Annotated in this window: 16 protein-coding genes; 5 read left to right on the forward strand and 11 right to left on the reverse strand. The window is 71.7% G+C overall.

Annotated features, from left to right (window positions below; translation table 11 throughout):
• Window positions 1–49: 49 nt before the first annotated feature.
• The 3 genes from FHX78_RS17385 to FHX78_RS17395 form a co-directional block, all read right to left on the reverse strand.
• Entirely contained in the window at window positions 50–952 is a 903-nt protein-coding gene (locus tag FHX78_RS17385; protein ID WP_145868363.1) for an LLM class flavin-dependent oxidoreductase, read from the reverse strand.
• Window positions 953–1,055: 103 nt separating this feature from the next.
• A complete protein-coding gene (locus tag FHX78_RS17390; protein WP_145868364.1) occupies window positions 1,056–1,604 on the reverse strand; it encodes an RNA 2'-phosphotransferase in 549 nt (182 codons plus the stop codon).
• A 130-nt stretch (window positions 1,605–1,734) separates the two neighbouring features.
• Window positions 1,735–3,492 (reverse strand): SDR family oxidoreductase, encoded by a 1,758-nt coding sequence (locus FHX78_RS17395; RefSeq protein ID WP_145868365.1) that lies wholly within the window; start codon window positions 3,490–3,492, stop codon window positions 1,735–1,737.
• Window positions 3,493–3,617: 125 nt separating this feature from the next.
• Between FHX78_RS17395 and FHX78_RS17400 the strand changes: the two genes are divergently transcribed.
• The 5 genes from FHX78_RS17400 (at window position 3,618) to FHX78_RS17420 (ending at window position 7,591) form a co-directional block, all read left to right on the forward strand.
• Window positions 3,618–4,643 (forward strand): ABC transporter ATP-binding protein, encoded by a 1,026-nt coding sequence (locus FHX78_RS17400; RefSeq protein WP_145872036.1) that lies wholly within the window; start codon window positions 3,618–3,620, stop codon window positions 4,641–4,643.
• Complete coding sequence (locus FHX78_RS17405) at window positions 4,633–5,547, forward strand: ABC-2 transporter permease (RefSeq protein ID WP_145868366.1); 915 nt, start codon at window positions 4,633–4,635, stop codon at window positions 5,545–5,547. The genes FHX78_RS17400 and FHX78_RS17405 overlap by 11 nt, the downstream gene beginning before the upstream one ends.
• Window positions 5,548–5,596: 49 nt before the next feature.
• A complete protein-coding gene (locus FHX78_RS17410; RefSeq protein WP_145868367.1) occupies window positions 5,597–6,508 on the forward strand; it encodes an ABC transporter ATP-binding protein in 912 nt (303 codons plus the stop codon).
• A gap of 10 nt (window positions 6,509–6,518) precedes the next feature.
• On the forward strand, window positions 6,519–7,238 hold the full coding sequence (locus FHX78_RS17415; protein WP_145868368.1) for an ABC transporter permease subunit: 720 nt from the start codon (window positions 6,519–6,521) through the stop codon (window positions 7,236–7,238).
• Window positions 7,239–7,354: 116 nt separating this feature from the next.
• A complete protein-coding gene (locus FHX78_RS17420; protein ID WP_145872037.1) occupies window positions 7,355–7,591 on the forward strand; it encodes an SGM_3592 family protein in 237 nt (78 codons plus the stop codon).
• A 325-nt stretch (window positions 7,592–7,916) separates the two neighbouring features.
• Here the strand turns inward: FHX78_RS17420 and FHX78_RS17425 are convergent, their stop codons facing one another.
• From FHX78_RS17425 to FHX78_RS17460, 8 genes are all read right to left on the reverse strand, one after another.
• A complete protein-coding gene (locus FHX78_RS17425) occupies window positions 7,917–8,729 on the reverse strand; it encodes an HAD family hydrolase (protein WP_145868369.1) in 813 nt (270 codons plus the stop codon).
• Window positions 8,726–10,003 (reverse strand): serine--tRNA ligase, encoded by a 1,278-nt coding sequence (gene serS / locus FHX78_RS17430; protein WP_145868370.1) that lies wholly within the window; start codon window positions 10,001–10,003, stop codon window positions 8,726–8,728. The genes FHX78_RS17425 and serS overlap by 4 nt, the downstream gene beginning before the upstream one ends.
• A 553-nt stretch (window positions 10,004–10,556) precedes the next feature.
• Window positions 10,557–11,489 carry a prephenate dehydratase gene (gene pheA / locus FHX78_RS17435; RefSeq protein WP_145868371.1) on the reverse strand — a complete coding sequence of 311 codons (933 nt, stop codon included), beginning with the start codon at window positions 11,487–11,489 and terminating at the stop codon, window positions 10,557–10,559.
• Between the two features lie 71 nt (window positions 11,490–11,560).
• Complete coding sequence (gene efeB / locus FHX78_RS17440) at window positions 11,561–12,847, reverse strand: iron uptake transporter deferrochelatase/peroxidase subunit (RefSeq protein ID WP_145868372.1); 1,287 nt, start codon at window positions 12,845–12,847, stop codon at window positions 11,561–11,563.
• A gap of 6 nt (window positions 12,848–12,853) precedes the next feature.
• Window positions 12,854–14,950: a copper resistance CopC/CopD family protein gene (locus FHX78_RS17445; RefSeq protein ID WP_145868373.1), complete on the reverse strand. Its 2,097-nt coding sequence runs from the start codon at window positions 14,948–14,950 to the stop codon at window positions 12,854–12,856.
• A 13-nt stretch (window positions 14,951–14,963) separates the two neighbouring features.
• Complete coding sequence (locus FHX78_RS17450) at window positions 14,964–15,422, reverse strand: copper chaperone PCu(A)C (RefSeq protein WP_145868374.1); 459 nt, start codon at window positions 15,420–15,422, stop codon at window positions 14,964–14,966.
• Window positions 15,419–16,075 (reverse strand): SCO family protein, encoded by a 657-nt coding sequence (locus tag FHX78_RS17455; protein ID WP_145868375.1) that lies wholly within the window; start codon window positions 16,073–16,075, stop codon window positions 15,419–15,421. Before FHX78_RS17455 ends, FHX78_RS17450 begins: the two co-directional genes overlap by 4 nt.
• A gap of 93 nt (window positions 16,076–16,168) precedes the next feature.
• Window positions 16,169–16,921 (reverse strand): YcnI family copper-binding membrane protein, encoded by a 753-nt coding sequence (locus tag FHX78_RS17460; protein WP_145868376.1) that lies wholly within the window; start codon window positions 16,919–16,921, stop codon window positions 16,169–16,171.
• Between the last annotated feature and the right edge of the window lie 164 nt (window positions 16,922–17,085).

The raw sequence follows: 17,085 nt of genomic DNA on the forward strand, positions 1-17,085 counted from the left end.
CACAGTCGCCCTTCCGCGCTCCTCGGTGACGGCCGGAGAGGAGGCGCGGTCACCGGAGCTGTGCCGGGGCCTCCATGGCGATCCGTTCGAAGACCTTCTGGTCGGCGGCGAAGTCGGAGTCCGGGATGGGCCAGTGGATCACGATCTCGGTGAACCCCAGCTCCGCGTGACGGCCCGCGAAGTCGACGAAGGCGTCCAGGGACTCCAGCGGGCGGCCGCGGTCCGGAGTGAAGCCGGTGAGCAGGATCCGGTCCAGTTCCGTGACGTCCCGGCCGAGCTCGGCGCAGGCGTCGGCCAGTCGTTCCGTCTGGCCGCGCAGGGCGTGAACCGACTGTTCGGGTGTGCCGTTCTCGTACAGCTTCGGGTCGCCCGTCGTCACCCACGCCTGCCCGTGCCGTGCCGCGAGCCGCAGCCCGCGCGGCCCGGTGGCGGCCACGGCGAAGGGCAGCCGGGGGCGCTGCACACAGCCCGGAATGTTGCGCGCCTCGTGCGCGGCGTAGAAGTCGCCCTCGTACGACACCGCGTCCTCGGTGAGCAGCCGGTCCAGCAGCGGTACGAACTCGGCGAAGCGGTCGGCGCGCTCGCGCGGGGTCCACGGCTCCTGGCCGAGCGCGGTGGCGTCGAAGCCGGTGCCGCCCGCGCCGATGCCGAGCGTGACGCGCCCGCCGGAGATGTCGTCCAGGGAGATGAGCTCCTTGGCGAGCGTGACCGGATGCCGGAAGTTCGGCGAGGTCACGAGGGTGCCCAGGCGCATCCGGTCGGTGACGGCCGCCGCGGCGGTCAGGGTCGGCATCGCGCCGAACCACGGGCCGTCCCGGAAACTGCGCCACGACAGATGGTCGTAGGTGTATCCCGTGTGGAAGCCGAGTTCCTCGGCGCGCACCCATGCCGCACGGCTGCCTTCGTGCCAGCGGCGATACGGGAGGATCACGGTGCTCAGGCGCAGGCTCATACCACCGAGCCTATGCGCCGCCACGGGTTTCACGTGAAACGAGCGCCGCCCGCGCGGAGGGTGGCGACGGCGGCCTCGGGCGCTGGTCGGCGGCGTGGGGGGTTCAGCCGCTTCCCGGGAACCGCAGATACCGGCTGGGCACGGCCCGGGTCAGCCACACGCCGTTCGCACTCACGTGGAAGACATGGCCGTCCCGGTGCATGGCCGCCGCGTCCACGGACAGCACGACCGGCCGGCCCCGGCGGGCACCGACCCGGGCCGCCGTCTCGCGGTCGGCGGAGAGGTGCACGTCGTGCCGGTTCATCGGCCGCAGCCCCTCCGCACGGATGGCGTCCAGGGAGCGGGCGACGGTGCCGTGGTACAGGTACGGCGGCGGGGTGGCCGTGGGCAGTCCGAGGTCCACCTCGACACTGTGGCCCTGGCTGGCGCGGATCCGGGTGCCCTCGACGGCGAAGCGCCGCTTGTCGTTGGTGGCGACCACATGGTCCAGCTCCTCCCGGGTGAACCGGAAGCCATGCGCGGACGCCGCGGCGATCAGCGTGCCGATCTCGACCCAGCCGCCTTCGTCGAGCGTGAGCCCGATCCGCTCGGGCTGATGGCGCAGATGCTTGGCGAGGTACTTCGACACCTTCACAGTGCGTCGTTCGTCCATCCGGTCAGCCTGCCAGGAGAGACGCGTATCACGCGATCCGTTTCGCTGCGGAGGTTTGATCCACAGCCAAGTGCAGTTATCCACAGCGGAATTGGAGATTCTGTGGACAACCGCGCCTCCACGGAGGCCCTCACACCGGCGGCTTCACCCGCGCGATCCTCCGCAGCGCCCCCGGCATCCACCGCGACAGCGCGTACGCCGCCCGCGCCTCCGGAGTGACCGGCACCACCGCCTCGTCGCGCGCCACCGCCCGCAGGATCGCGGCGGCGACCTTCTCCGGGGGATAGTCGCGCAGCCCGTAGAGGCGGGCCGCACGCTTCCGCAGGCGCCGCTCCTCCTCGGCGTCCGCCCCCGCGAACCGCGCGGTAGAGGTGATGCCGGTGTTGACGAACCCGGGGCAGACCGCCGTCACGCCGATCCCCTGCCCGGCCAGCTCGGCGCGCAGGCACTCGCTCAGCATCAGTACCGCCGCCTTGGAGGTGCCGTAGGCGGGCAGCGCCCTGGACGGCTGGAACGCCGCCGCCGAGGCGACGTTGACGATGTGGCCGCCCTGTCCCCGCTCGGTCATCCGGCTCCCGAAGAGCCGGCAGCCGTGGATCACACCCCACAGGTTGACGTCGAGGACCCGCTTCCAGTCCTCCGGGGTGGTGTCGAAGAAGGAGCCGCCCAGCCCGACACCGGCGTTGTTCACCAGGACGTCCACCACGCCGTACGCGCTGGTGACCCGCTCGGCGAGCTTCTCCATGGCCTCTTCGTCGGAGACGTCCGCCGTCTCGGCCCATGCCGCCGCCGCACCGCGCCGACGGGCCTCCTCGGCCGTGCGGGCCGCGGCCTCCGCGTCCCGGTCGACCGCCAGCACCCGCGCGCCCGTCTCGGCGAAGGCGAGTGCCGTGGCCCGCCCGATGCCGCCGCCCGCCCCGGTGACCAGCACCAGCTGCCCGCCGAAGCGGTCGGCGTACTGCTTCGGAGCCGTCGGCTCCGGCTGCCCGGCCTCCACGGACGTCACGAAGTCGGCGATCCAGGTGACCAGGTGGTCCGGGCGGGTGCGCGGCACCCAGTGCTGGGCGTTCAGCGTCCGCCGGGTCAGCCGCGGAGCCCACGCCTCCAGTCCGTCGTGGAGCCGCTCCGAGAGGAACGCGTCCCCCGAGGGGACGATGAGCTGCACGGGCGCGTGCGCGTAGGCGTCCGTGCGCGGGCTGCGCAGCCGGCGCCGCACGTTGTCCCGGTAGAGCCAGGCCCCGTGGGCCGCGTCGGACGGCAGGGAGGGCGTCGGGTAGTCACCCCCGGGCACCTTCTCGACGCGCTCCAGGATCCGCGGCCAGACCCTGCCCAGCGGCCCGCGCCAGGCGAGCTCGGGCAGCACGGGCGTGTGCAGCAGGTACACGTACCAGGACTTGGCGCCCTGGCCCAGCACCTGGCCGACCCGGCGCGGGGTCGGCCGCTTCAGGCGGCTGTTGATCCAGTGCCCGAGGTGGTCGAGCGAGGGCCCCGACATCGAGGTGAAGGAGGCGATCCGCCCCGCGGCGCGGTCGACCGTGACGAACTCCCAGGACTGCACCGAGCCCCAGTCGTGGCCCACCAGGTGCACCGGCCGGTCCGGGCTGACCGCGTCCGCGACGGCCAGGAAGTCGTCGGTCAGCTTCTCCAGGGTGAACCCGCCGCGCAGCGGCCGCGGCGCCGTGGAGCGTCCGTGGCCCCGGACGTCGTAGGCCACCACGTGGAAGCGTTCGGCGAGGCGCGGCGCGACCTCGGACCACACCTCCTTGCTGTCCGGGTAGCCGTGCACCAGGACGACCGTCGGCCGCCCGGGGTCGCCCAGCTCGGCCACGCACAGCTCGACCCCGCCCGTGCGCACCCGGCGCTCCCGCGCGCCCTCGATCCCCGTCACACCGGCGAATCTCGCAGTCGTTAGAGAGTTCGTCAATAGCGCCCCACGGCGTGTGGGTAACTCTCAGGCACGGTCCCCCTACGGGCCCGTACGACTCCAGGGGGACGCCAAGACGGCTCTCCGGTCTGACGACCGCAGTGGTACGGGTCACTACCGTCGACGACGTGACTGTGATCGTGACCGAAAGCCTGAGCAAGCGGTTCCCCAGGGTGACCGCTCTTGACCGGCTCTCCGTGGACGTCGGGCCCGGTGTGACCGGACTCGTCGGAGCCAATGGAGCCGGCAAGTCCACACTGATCAAGATCCTTCTGGGTCTGTCCCCCGCCACCGAGGGCCGCGCCGAAGTGCTCGGCCTCGACGTCGCCACCAAGGGCGCCGCCATCCGCGAACGCGTCGGCTACATGCCCGAACACGACTGCCTGCCGCCGGACGTCTCGGCCACCGAGTTCGTCGTCCACATGGCACGCATGTCCGGCCTGCCGCCCACCGCCGCGCGGGAGCGCACCGCGGACACCCTGCGCCACGTCGGCCTGTACGAGGAGCGCTACCGCCCCATCGGCGGCTACTCGACCGGCATGAAGCAGCGCGTGAAGCTCGCGCAGGCCCTGGTGCACGACCCGCAGCTGGTCTTCCTGGACGAGCCGACCAACGGCCTCGACCCGGTCGGCCGCGACGAGATGCTCGGCCTGATCCGCCGCATTTACACCGACTTCGGCATCTCCGTCCTGGTCACCTCGCACCTGCTCGGCGAACTGGAGCGCACCTGCGACCACGTCGTCGTCGTCGACGGCGGCAAGCTGCTGCGCTCCAGCTCCACCACCGACTTCACCCAGACCACCACCACCCTCGCCATCGAGGTCACCGACACCGACGAGCACCCGGACGGCACCCGCGCGGTGCGCGACGCGCTGCACGCGCGCGGGGTGACCGTCCAGGACGGCAGCGGACTGCCGGGCGCCGGACACATCCTGCTGCTCACCGCACAGGGCGAGGAGACCTACGACCTGGTCCGGGACGTCATCGCGGACCTCGGCCTCGGCCTGGTCCGCATGGAACAGCGCCGGCACCACATCTCCGAGGTCTTCACGAACGACTCGGACGGCGAAGAGAACAACCAGCAGCCGAAGGAGGCGGTCGGCCATGGCAGCTGAGCAGTCCGTGCGGACACCGGTCACGGCATCGGGTGACACCCGTATCCACAACATCGGCTACCGCTCCTACGACGGCCCCCGCCTCGGCCGCGCCTACGCCAGGCTGTCGCTGTACTCGCAGTCCCTGCGCGGCTCCTACGGCCTCGGCCGCTCGGTGAAGTCCAAGGTCCTGCCCATGCTGCTGTTCGTGGTGATGTGCGTGCCCGCCGCCATCATGGTGGCCGTCGCCGTCGCGACGAAGGCCAAGGACCTGCCCGTCGACTACACCCGCTACGCGATCGTCATGCAGGCCGTCATCAGCCTGTACGTCGCCTCGCAGGCGCCCCAGTCCGTCTCGCGCGACCTGCGCTTCAAGACCGTGCCGCTGTACTTCTCGCGGCCCATCGAGACGGCCGACTACGTGCGCGCCAAGTTCGCGGCGCTCGCCTCCGCCCTGTTCATCCTCACCGCGGCGCCCCTGCTGGTGCTGTACGTCGGCGCGCTGCTGGCGAAGCTCGACTTCTCCGACCAGACCAAGGGATTCGCGCAGGGGCTGGTCTCCGTGGCACTGCTCTCGCTGCTCTTCGCCGGCGTCGGCCTGGTCATCGCGTCGGTCACCCCGCGCCGCGGCTTCGGCATCGCGGCCGTGATCGCCGTTCTGACCATCTCCTACGGCGCGGTCTCCACGCTCCAGGCGATCGCGGAGGTGCAGAACAGCGGCGACGGCATCGCCTGGATCGGCCTGTTCTCGCCGATCACCCTCATCGACGGCGTGCAGTCCGCCTTCCTGGGCGCGACCTCCGCCTTCCCGGGCGGCGTCGGCCCGAGCAACGCCGAGGGCGTCGTCTACGTCCTGTTCAGCCTCGGCCTGATCGCCGCGAGCTACGCCCTCCTGGTGCGCCGCTACAAGAAGGTGGGCCTGTGACCACGCACCCGTCCCCCGCCACCACCCTTCCAAGGAATGGGCCGCGCCCGTGAGCACTCTCTCCATCGACCACGTCTCCCGCTGGTTCGGCAACGTGGTCGCCGTCAACGACGTCACCATGACCATCGGCCCCGGCGTCACCGGCCTGCTCGGCCCCAACGGCGCCGGCAAGTCCACCCTCATCAACATGATGGGCGGCTTCCTCGCCCCCTCCACCGGCACCGTCACCCTCGACGGACAGCAGGTCTGGCGCAACGAGGCCATCTACCGGCACATCGGCATCGTCCCCGAGCGCGAGGCGATGTACGACTTCCTCACCGGCCGCGAGTTCGTCCTCGCCAACGCCGAACTGCACGGCCTCGGCGCCAAGGCCGCCCAGCAGGCCCTGGCCACGGTCGAGATGGAGTACGCGCAGGACCGCAAGATCGCCACCTACTCCAAGGGCATGCGGCAGCGCGTCAAGATGGCGTCCGCGCTGGTCCACCAGCCGACCCTGCTCCTGCTGGACGAGCCCTTCAACGGCATGGACCCGCGCCAGCGCATGCAGCTGATGGACCTGCTGCGGCGCATGGGCGACGAGGGCCGCACCGTGCTCTTCTCCTCCCACATCCTCGAAGAGGTCGAGCAGCTCGCCTGGCACATCGAGGTCGTCGTCGCCGGACGGCACGCCGCCAGCGGCGACTTCCGCAGGATCCGCCGCCTGATGACAGACCGCCCGCACCGCTACCTGGTGCGCTCCAGCGACGACCGCGCCCTCGCCGCCGCGCTCATCGCGGACCCGTCGACATCTGGCATCGAGGTCGACCACGCCGAGGGCGCGCTGCTCATCCAGGCCGTCGACTTCGGCCGCTTCACGGCCCTGCTGCCCAAGGTCGCCCGCGACCACGGCATCCGGCTGCTCACGGTCTCGCCGTCCGACGAGTCCCTCGAGTCCGTCTTCTCGTATCTCGTCGCCGCGTAGGAGGCCGAAGATGTACGACCCCACAGTCGCCCGGCTCACCTACCGGGCCCTGCTCGGCCGCCGCCGGGCCCTCATCCTGGGCGCCCTGCCCCTGCTGCTGATCGCGATCTCCCTGGCGGTACGCGCCCTCAGTGGCGCCGACGACCAGACCGCGGCCGACGTCCTCGGCGGGTTCGCGCTCGCCACCATGGTGCCGATCATCGGCGTCATCGCGGGCACCGGCGCGATCGGTCCCGAGATCGACGACGGCTCGGTGGTGTACCTGCTGTCCAAGCCGGTCAAGCGGCCCACGATCATCTTCACCAAGCTGATCGTCGCCGTCGCCGTCACCATGGTGTTCTCCGCGGTGCCCACCCTGATCGCGGGCCTCGTCCTCAACGGCAACGGCCAGCAGGTCGCCGTCGCCTACACCGTGGCCGCGCTGGTCGCCTCCATCGCGTACGCGGCGCTGTTCCTGCTGTTCGGCACGGTCTCGCGGCACGCGGTGGTGTTCGGCCTGGTCTACGCGCTGGTCTGGGAGGCGCTGTTCGGCTCCCTGGTGCCCGGCGCGCGCACGCTGAGCATCCAGCAGTGGTCGCTGGCGGTGGCGCAGAAGGTCTCCGGCGGCGACCTGGTCACCTCGGACGTCGGCCTGACGACGGCGACGGTCCTGCTGGCGGCGGTCACCGTCCTGGCCACCTGGTACGCGGGCCAGAGGCTGCGCACGCTGACGCTCGCCGGGGAGGAGTGACAACGGCGGGCTCTTGACGGGGACTTCACGTCGGCCGCGGCCCACTGGGCGAACGGGGACGGACCTCGCGATCCGACGGGAGGGCGTCGATGGCGGACTCCCACGGGAGGGCGTCGATGGCGGCCGAGGAAGACGGCCGACGCGGTACGGACGACGGCGAGGGCGGGGACGGGCCGGTCCTGGACGAGGACGTCAGCCGCGCGGCCGAGACCGCCGAACCGTCCGCCCGGGCCCGCATGCCGGCCGAGCGCCGGCGCCGCGAGGGACCGGAGCCGCAGCCCCGGCGCTCGGACGAACCTCCCGTCGGCTGGTTCTTCGGCACCTCCCGCCGACGCGGATGGCGGCGCCGCTGATCACGGCGCCGCCCGCCGGTTTTATTCGGTGGCGGCCGGTCCGTCCGGCGGGCAGAGTGGTTCTGTCCGCATCGCCGGGAACGTCCGGCGTTCACAGACCGGGAGAGGAGCGGGACGACGCCCCTGCACGGCAGGACGTCCAGCTCCCTTCAGGGCAGCCCGCGGCGGACTCCGGGGTGATTCCTGCTCCGTGGAGTCCGCCCCGCACGGGGAGCTGCCCGGGGCGGCCGCTTCGAGCACGCGCGGTGAGGCGCGTGGGCCGCCCTCCCCCGCTTCCGCCTCTCCGGGGGCGGTGCGGCGCGTCGGCGCCGGCCGGAGCGCGCGGCTACGACAGCCGCGTCAGCAACCGCTCCAGCACGACCGCGATCCCGTCCTCCTCGTTGGAGGAGGTCACCTCGTCGGCCACCGCCCGCAGTTCCCGGTGGGCGTTGGCCATGGCGACGCCGTGCGCGGCCCAGGCGAACATCGGGAGGTCGTTGGGCATGTCGCCGAAGGCGATCGTCTCCGCCGCCTTCACACCCAGCCGCCGCGCCGCCAGCGACAGCCCCGTCGCCTTGGACAGACCGAGGGGGAGCAGCTCGACGATGCCCTCGCCCGCCATGGTGACCGTGACGAAACCGCCCGCCGTGCGGGTGGCCGCCTCGGCGAGCTCGTCGGAGGCCAGGGTCGGGTGCTGGATGTACAGCTTGTTCAGGGGCGCCGTCCACAGGTCCGACGCGTCCGTGAACGGGGTCGCGGGCAGCCCGCCCACGACCTCGTAGCCGGGACCGACCATCACCTCGCCGTCCAGCCCGTCGCGGCTCGCCGCCAGGAGCAGCGGACCGACCTCGGCCTCGATCTTGGCGAGCGCCACCCCGGCCAGCTGCCGGTCCAGCGTCACCGAGGTGAGCAGACGGTGCGCCCCCGCGTCGTACACCTGGGCGCCCTGGCCGCAGACGGCGAGGCCGTGGTAGCCGAGGTCGTCGAGGATCGGGCGGGTCCAGGGCACCGCGCGGCCGGTGACGACGATGTGCGCGGCGCCCGCCGCGGTGGCCGCGGCGAGCGCGTCACGGGTGCGCGCGGAGACCGAGTGGTCGTCCCGCAGCAGCGTGCCGTCGAGGTCGGTGGCGATGAGCCGGTAGGGGAAGGCCGCGCTCACTTGGCGACCGGTTCCAGGAGCTCCCGGCCGCCCAGGTACGGACGCAGCACCTCCGGCACGCGCACCGAGCCGTCGGCCTGCTGGTGGTTCTCCAGGATCGCGACGATCGTGCGCGGTACGGCGCACAGGGTGCCGTTGAGCGTGGCCAGCGGGCGCACCTGCTTGCCCTCACGGACGCGGATCGACAGCCGGCGCGACTGGAACTCGGTGCAGTCCGAGGTCGAGGTCAGCTCGCGGTACTTGCCCTGGGTGGGGATCCACGCCTCGCAGTCGTACTTGCGCGCGGCGGAGGAACCGAGGTCGCCCGAGGCGACGTCGATCACCCGGAACGGCAGCTCCAGCGAGGTCAGCCACTGCTTCTCCCACTCCAGCAGCCGCTGGTGCTCCGCCTGCGAGTCCTCCGGCGCGACGTACGAGAACATCTCGACCTTGTCGAACTGGTGCACGCGGAAGATGCCGCGGGTGTCCTTGCCGTGCGAGCCGGCCTCGCGGCGGAAGCAGGGGGAGAAGCCCGCGTAGCGCAGCGGCAGCCGGTCGGCGTCGAGGATCTCGTCCATGTGGTACGCGGCGAGCGCCACCTCGGACGTGCCGACCAGGTAGAGGTCGTCCTTGTCGAGGTGGTAGACGTCCTGGGCCGCCTGGCCGAGGAAGCCGGTGCCCGCCATCGACTGCGGGCGCACCAGCGCGGGGGTCAGCATCGGCGTGAAGCCGGCGGCCGTGGCCTGCGCCATCGCGGCGTTCACCAGGGCGAGCTCGAGCAGCGCGCCGACGCCGGTCAGGAAGTAGAAGCGGGAACCGGAGACCTTGGCGCCGCGCTCGACGTCGATGGCGCCGAGGCGCTGGCCGAGCTCCAGGTGGTCCCGCGGGGCGAAGCCCTCCGCGTCGAAGTCGCGGATGCTGCCGTGCGTCTCCAGGGTGACGAAGTCCTCCTCGCCGCCGACGGGCACGTCGGGGTGGACGAGGTTGCTCAGCCTGAGCAGCAGGTCCTGGGTCTCGTCGGCGGCGGCGTCGCGGTCGGCGTCGGCCGCCTTGACGTCGGCGGCGAGCCGGCCGGCCTTCTCGAGCAGCTCGGCCTTCTCGTCGCCGGCCGCCTTGGGGATGAGCTTGCCGAGCGCCTTCTGCTCGGCGCGCAGCTCGTCGAAGCGGACGCCGGACGACCTGCGCCGCTCGTCGGCAGACAGGAGGGCGTCGACGAGGGCGACGTCCTCTCCACGGGCGCGCTGCGAAGCGCGCACTCGGTCGGGGTCCTCACGAAGCAGGCGAAGGTCAATCACGCGGTCAAGGCTACCGGTGCGGGGTGACGGCCCACGACTCACTATTGCGCGGGGTCGGCTCACGTTCCGTTATGGGTGCATTGCGGCTTGTGTTCAGTGAGGTCAATACATGAGACGGTGTTCCTTGAAAGGGTCAGTTCACGGGCTGAGGGTTGACTCGAGTCCCTTGCGCGGAGCGGGACTTGGGGTTCGGTTGTCCACAGGTATCCACACCCCCGGGGAAGTTATCCACAGGGTGTGGGGGAGAACTGTGGATGCCGGAATTGATCACTCCGAAACGCGCTCGTGGCGTCGAGGATTCCCAGCACAAATGCCCTTCATCCCTGCTTTTGAGTGGAAAGGACTCACCCCAAAGGGTTGACCAAAGGAAAAGCGTGGACGAAGGGTGAGGTGCGGGGCGGTGAATGCGATCATGTCCCGTGGGGCGATTTGTCGACCGAATGAGGCTTCGGTGTCGACTTGTCCCCAGGTCGAGAAGCGGACCTGTGGATAACTCCTGTGGATAACGAAAATCAGCAGGTAGGACCGGCCCGCCCGGGCGCCACCGCTGCCGTCAGAACCGGCCGTCCTGGCACCGCGCCACCCAGTCCGCCGCCCCGGCGAACTCCTCGTCCGACGTCCCGGGGAACAGTGGCCGCACCTCTTCCGGCCGCACATCCGCCCGCGGGTACGACCCCAGGAAACGCACCTGGAGGCAGATCCGCTTCAACCCCATCAGTGCCTCGGCCATCCGGCGGTCGGAGATGTGGCCCTCGGCGTCGACGCAGAAGCAGTAGTTGCCGATGCCGGCGCCCGTCGGCCGGGACTGGAGCAGCATCAGGTTGATGCCCCGCGTGGCGAACTCACCCAGCAGGTCCCGCAGACCGCCGGGGTGGTCGTCGCGCTGCCACAGCACGACGGAGGTCTTGTCGGCGCCGGTGGGTGCCGCGGGCCGGGCCGGACGGCCCACCAGCACGAAGCGGGTCTGGGCGTTCTCCGCGTCGTGGATCTCCGTCTCCAGGGCCTCCAGCCCGTACCGGGCGGCCGCGAACTCACCGGCGAAGGCGGCGTCGTACCGGCCCTCCTGGACCAGTCGCGCGCCGTCCGCGTTCGAGGCGGCCGACTCCCAGACGGCATCCGGGAGGTGGGTCTTCAGCCAGTTGCGTACCTGCGGCTGGGCGGCCGGGTGGGCGGTGACCGTCTTGATGTCCGACAGCTTGGTGCCCGGACGGACGAGCAGCGCGAAGGTGATGGACAGCAGCACCTCGCGGTAGATCATCAGCGGGGTGCCGGCGACCAGCTCGTCGAGGGTGGTGGTGATGCCGCCCTCGACCGAGTTCTCGATGGGGACGAAAGCGGCCTCGGCCTCGCCGACGCGCACCGCGTCGAGCGCGGACTGCACGGACACGTACGGAATCAGCTCACGGGTGGCCGCCTCGGGAAGCGTGCGCAGGGCGACTTCGGTGAAGGTGCCCTCTGGGCCGAGATACGCATAGCTCGCTGGCATGACCTCACCCTAATGGGCTCTCGGTGGCGGCAGCCTCCCCGTGCGCTCGCGGGGGTGACTTGCTGCAGTTCTCATCCCTCCAGCAGTCGCTGCCCCACATACTCCCCCTCGGCGGCGCCCCCCGGGACCGCGAAGAGGCCGCTCGCCTCGTGGCGGACGAACGGGGTCAGGGCGTCGCCCCGGTCCAGCTTGCGCTGCACAGGCACGAAGCCGCGCAGGGGATCGGCCTGCCAGCAGATGAACAGCAGACCCGCGTCCGGCGCCCCGTCCGCGTCGATGCCGTCGTGGTACGAGAACGGCCGCCGGAGCATCGCCGCGCCGCCGTTCTGGTCGGGCCGGGTGATCCGCGCGTGGGCGTTGAAGGGGACGACCAGGTTGCCCCGGGAGTCCGTCTTCTCCAGGTCCATCTCGGACGTCTCGCTGCCCCCGGACAGCGGCGCCCCGTCGGACTTGCGGCGCCCGATGACGTTCTCCTGCTCCGTGACCGGCAGCTTCTCCCAGTCGTCCAGCAGCATCCGGATACGGCGTACGACGACATAGGAGCCGTTCGCCATCCAGGCGGGCTCGCCCTCCTCCGGCACGAAGATCCGCCGGTCGAAGTCGGAGTCGGCGGGCTTGGGGTTGCGGGTGCCGTCGACCTGGCCCATCAGATTGCGGGCCGTCATGGGGTGGGCGGTGGCGCCCGGTGAACGGTTGAAGCCGTTCATCTGCCAGCGCACCCGGGCCGCCGAGCCCGCGTCCTTCTGCACGGCACGCAGGGCGTGGAAGGCCACGAGGGCGTCGTCGGCGCCGATCTGCACCCACAGGTCACCGTTGCTGCGGGCCTTGTCGAGCCGGTCGGAGGAGAAGTCGGGCAGCGGGTCCAGGGCGGCCGGGCGCTGCTTCTCCAGGCCGGTGCGCCCGAAGAAACTGTGACCGAAGCCGAAGGTGAGGGTCAGTGAGGACGGGCCGGCGTCGCGGGCCACACCGGTGTCGTCCTGTGCGCTCGGCTCACCCGCCATCAGCCGCCGGGCGGTGTCCGACCAACGCCGCAGGAGTGCGGCGGCCTCCTTGCGGCCGGCGCCGGGGGCGAGGTCGAAGGCGATGAGATGACCGCGGGCGTGCAGGGGCTGGGTGATGCCGGGCTGATGTTTCACGTGAAACTCCACCCGGCCCTCGCCGACCGACGCCAGCGGAGTGGCGCCGGCGGGCGCGGAGGCGTATCCCACGGCCGCGCCCGACGCCCCGAGGACGAGCCCGGTGGCGCCGGCCGTGCCGAGCAGCCGTCGCCGGGAGATGCCGTTCCCGGTGGCAGGAGCGGCGGGCCCCGCCTCGGTGGCCTCCGGGGTACGGGCTCGGGAAAGGGACTGGTCAGCCATGAGGGTTCAGCCGATCTTCGCGTTCTTCGAGACGGTCACCTGGTCGATGTCCGAGGTGCGCACGGTCACCTCGACCTTCCAGTCGCCCGCCATGGGGATCTGCACTCCGCTCGCCGACCAGTGTCCGGTGGTGACGGGATCGGGGACGACGGGCAGCGGCCCGATGTCCTGGGCGGAGAGGGTGAGGGCGACCTTCACCTCGGGGATGTCGAGGGGACGGCCGTCCGGGCCCTCCACATAGAGGTGCAGGCCGTTGTCGCCCACGCGCGCGGGGTCGAGGTCGATCGTGACGACGCCCTTGCCCTTCTCACCACCGGTGTCGAACGGCATGTTCAGGGTCACCGCTCCGGTGCCCTGGCCGGTGGAGGCGGACGCCGAGGACGAGGTGGCCGCCTTCGCCTCCTGCTCGGTACGTCCCGGCTCGGTCTGCGTCAGCACGGTGGTGACGGCGAGCAGGATCACGGCGATGCCCGCCTCGGCGAGCACGGAGCGGCGCAGACCGAAGCGGTTGGGGTCGGCGTCCCGCAGCCGCTTCTGCCGGGCGGTCTCCACCGCGGCCCGCTGCCGGGCCAGCTGAGCGGCCCGCGCGGCGTCCGCGCCCACGGCCTTCCCGGCCGTTCCCGTCCCGGTCCCGGGGTGCGCGGTTCCGCCGTCCCCGTCCGCAGCACCCGCACCCGTGCCGACAGCGGCCCCGGCGGCTCGGTCCGTCGCGTCCGGCGCCGTACCGGTCCCGGCCGCCGCGCTCCGCTCCGCACCGGATGCCTGGGCCGCCGCGGCCCCCGCCGGCTGCTTCTCCTCGGTGCGCGCCGTCGGCTCCGCCGCCTCCGCCAGCCGGGACGTCCACCGGCGCGAGACGGAGGCGATCCCGACCAGCACCACCATGAGCCCGATCTTGACGAGCAGCAGCTGTCCGTACCAGGTGTCGGTGAACGCCGACCAGGAGCCGAGCTGCCGCCAGCTCTGGTAGACGCCGGTGACCACGAGCGTCACCACACTGCCGAAGGCGAGCCGCGAGAAGCGCCGGACGGCGTCCCGGTCCACCGGGGTGTCGGCGGGCGCCCGGTAGAGCGCGACGAGCAGGGTGGTGAGCCCGCCGAGCCAGGCGGCGACGGCCAGCAGGTGCACCACGTCCACCGGCATCGCGATGCCCGGCTGGAGTCCCTGGGAGGCGTGCTCGGACATCGCCCAGCTCGCGGCGAGCCCGGCCGCCACGACCGTGCCGCCGATCGCCAGCCCGAAGGTCAGGTCCCGCTTCTCCTCGTCCTCCCCAGGGTCGATCGCTTCCTGTGGAGCGCCGTCGTCCAGGGCGGTCGTGGCCGACGGGCGGGCGTACGCCCCGAACAGCACGGCGATGAACAATGCCGCCGCGGCGAGCAGCAGCAGCCGGGACACCAGCGCCGCCCCCGTCTTGGTCTGCAGCACCTCGCCGAGCAGCGTCAGGTCGAAGACGTCGCCGATCTCCCCGGAACGGGTGTAGGAACCGCGCAGCATCAGCAGCGCGAGCGTGGCCGAGGTGAGCGCCAGCCATCCCGAGACGACGAGCCGCTGCACCGCCCGCACCCCGGCGCCGCGCCGCCAGCAGGCGAGCACGAAGGCGGCCCCGCCGACCATGACGACGAAGCCCGCGTACGACACGTACCGCCCGAGGCCGTACAGCCGGCCGACCAGGCCGTCGTCGGAGGTCTGCGCGGAGACCGAGACGGACGTCTCGGAGGGCGCGCCGATGGAGAAGGTGAAGGCACCGGCGACGGGATGGCTGTCCGCCGACACCACCTGGTAGGCCACGGTGTACGTGCCGTCGGGCAGCCCGCTGAGCAGCCGCACGCTGTACGTCGTGCCGCTCGGGTTGGCCGGGTCGCCCTTGTCGACCCGCTTGCCCTTGGGATCGAGCACCCGCACCGCGTCGTCGCTCACCGCGATCTGCTCGGAGAAGGTGAGTGAGACCTGGGTGGGGGCCCGGTCGACCACCGCCCCCTGCCCGGGGTCGCTGCCGGTCAGCGCGGCGTGCGCGGAGACGGGAGCGGCCCCGGCGAGGAGCGCGCCGGTGACGGCCAGGAACAGCAGCACCAGGGTCCGCACGCGGGGGGCGATGGTCTGGGTCACAGGGGTGTCTCCCTCAGTGTCCGGTCTTCGGGACGTACGTGGCCGATTTCACCGGAATCTCGACCGTGACGGGGTCGGAGTCGGCGAAGCGCAGTTCGACGGAGACCTTCTGACCCTCCTCGGGCCTCCGCTTCAGCTGCTCGAACATCAGATGGTTGCCGCCGCTCTCCAGCACCAGGCTGCCGTGGGCCGGGATGTCGAGGGACTCGACCTCCCGCATGGACCCGTCGACGGTCTCGTGCACGGTGACCTGTCCGGCGACGTCACTGCTGACCGAGGTCAGCCGGTCGGCGGCGTCGCCCTCGTTGGTGATGGTGAGGAAGCCGGCGGCCATGTCCGACACCGGCTGCGGTATGTACGCGGAGCCGACGGACAGTTCCGCCCCGCCGGAGCCCGATCCGCCGGAACCGCCGCACCCGGCCAGCGTCAGTGCGCCGGCGGCCAGCACGGCCGCGGCCGTCAGACGCTTCACGGGTTCTCACCCTTGATCAGCTTGGGGAGGTCCTTGGTGTAGTCGTCCACGGTGGCGTCCTCGCCGTAGAGGACGTAACCGCCGTCCGTCTTCGGGGAAAAGGCGATCACCTGGGTGCCGTGGTCGGAGACGGTCTTGCCGGTGTCGTCCTTGCGCGGCGGCTCGATCGAGATGCCGAGGGTGCGGGCGCCGGCCTGGATGGTGTCGAAGTCGCCGGTCAGGCCGACGACCTGGGAGTCGATGCCCTTGAGCCACTTGCCGAGCGCGGCGGCGGTGTCCCGCTCGGGGTCGGTGGTGACGAACACGACCCGCAGCTCGTCCTGCTGGTCCTGGGGCAGCTGCTTCTTGGCGACGGCGATGTTGTTCATCGTCAGCGGGCAGACGTCGGGGCAGTGCGTGTAGCCGAAGTAGATCAGCGTGGGCCGGCCCGCGGTCTCCTTGCGGAGGTCGTACTTCTTGCCGCTGGTGTCGGTGAGGACGAGATCCGGCTTCTCGAAGGGGGAGTCGAGGACGGTGGCCGCCTTGTCGGAGCCGGCCTCCTCGGACACCACGGCGACGGGCTCACCGCCGTCGCCGTTGCCGCTGCCGCAGGCGGAGAGGGTCAGGGAGGCGACGGCGATCAGGGCCGCCGCCGCGAAGGTCTTGGTGCGCATGAATGATCCTGAAGGTGAGTGCTCCGGCGCGCACCGGGAGGCCACGGGGCCGTGGACGGCCCGGTGCGCGCCGGAGAAAGAAAGGGGGGTGGGTCAGACGGTGGTGCGACGGCGCCCGGCGAGCACGCCGTAGGCGACGCCCGCGGCACCGACCACGATGCCGACCACGCCCAGCACGCGGGCGGTGGTGTCCGTACCGCCGGAGTCGCCCTCGTCGGACGCCGCGGAGGTCTCGGCGGCGGCGTTCTCGGCCTCGGCGGCGTCGTCGGCCCGGTCGTCGTCGGAGGTACCGTGGGAGTGACCGTCGTCGGAGGCCTCGGACAGGGCGAGCACGGGCGCCGGGTTGTCGGGCTCCTCCTGGCCTTCCTGCGGCACCTCGATCCAGCGGACGACCTCCTTGTTGGAGTACGTCTGCAGCGCCTTGAAGACGAGTTCGTCGGCGTCCTCGGGCAGCGAGCCGACGGACACCGGGAACTTCTGGAAGAAGCCAGGCTCGATGCCGTCGCCCTTGGCCGTCCAGGTGACCTTGGAGACCGCCTCGTTGATCTTCTCGCCGTGCATCTCGAGCGGCTTGTCCAGCTTGGCCTTGCTCACCTCGATGTCCCAGCCCTCGACCGGCTGCGGCATCACGGACGCCAGCGGGTGGTCCGTGGGGAACGTGACCTCGACCTTGGTGGTCGAGGCGTTGTCCCGCTCGTTGGGGACCTTGAAGCCGACGACCGCGTAACCGCCCTTCGCGGCCTCACCCTCCGGCTGCACGGTGACGTGCGCGAAGCAGGGGGTGGACACGGCGAGGACGGCGACACCGGCGACGGCACCGGCGGCGGCGATACGGGAAGCCTTCATGGCAGAAGCACTCCGCTTCGATTGTGGGATTCACTGACGGTGAGGTGCACGCCGCGCGCGGACCGGACGGCCTTCTCGAAGGCACGGACCCGGGCACGCACGGACTTCGGGCGCACGCGCACGCGTGCCGCCCGCCGGCGACCTCCCCGCACCCGGAGACCCGG

This window comes from Streptomyces capillispiralis, assembly GCF_007829875.1.
Taxonomy (GTDB): Bacteria; Actinomycetota; Actinomycetes; order Streptomycetales; family Streptomycetaceae; genus Streptomyces; species Streptomyces capillispiralis.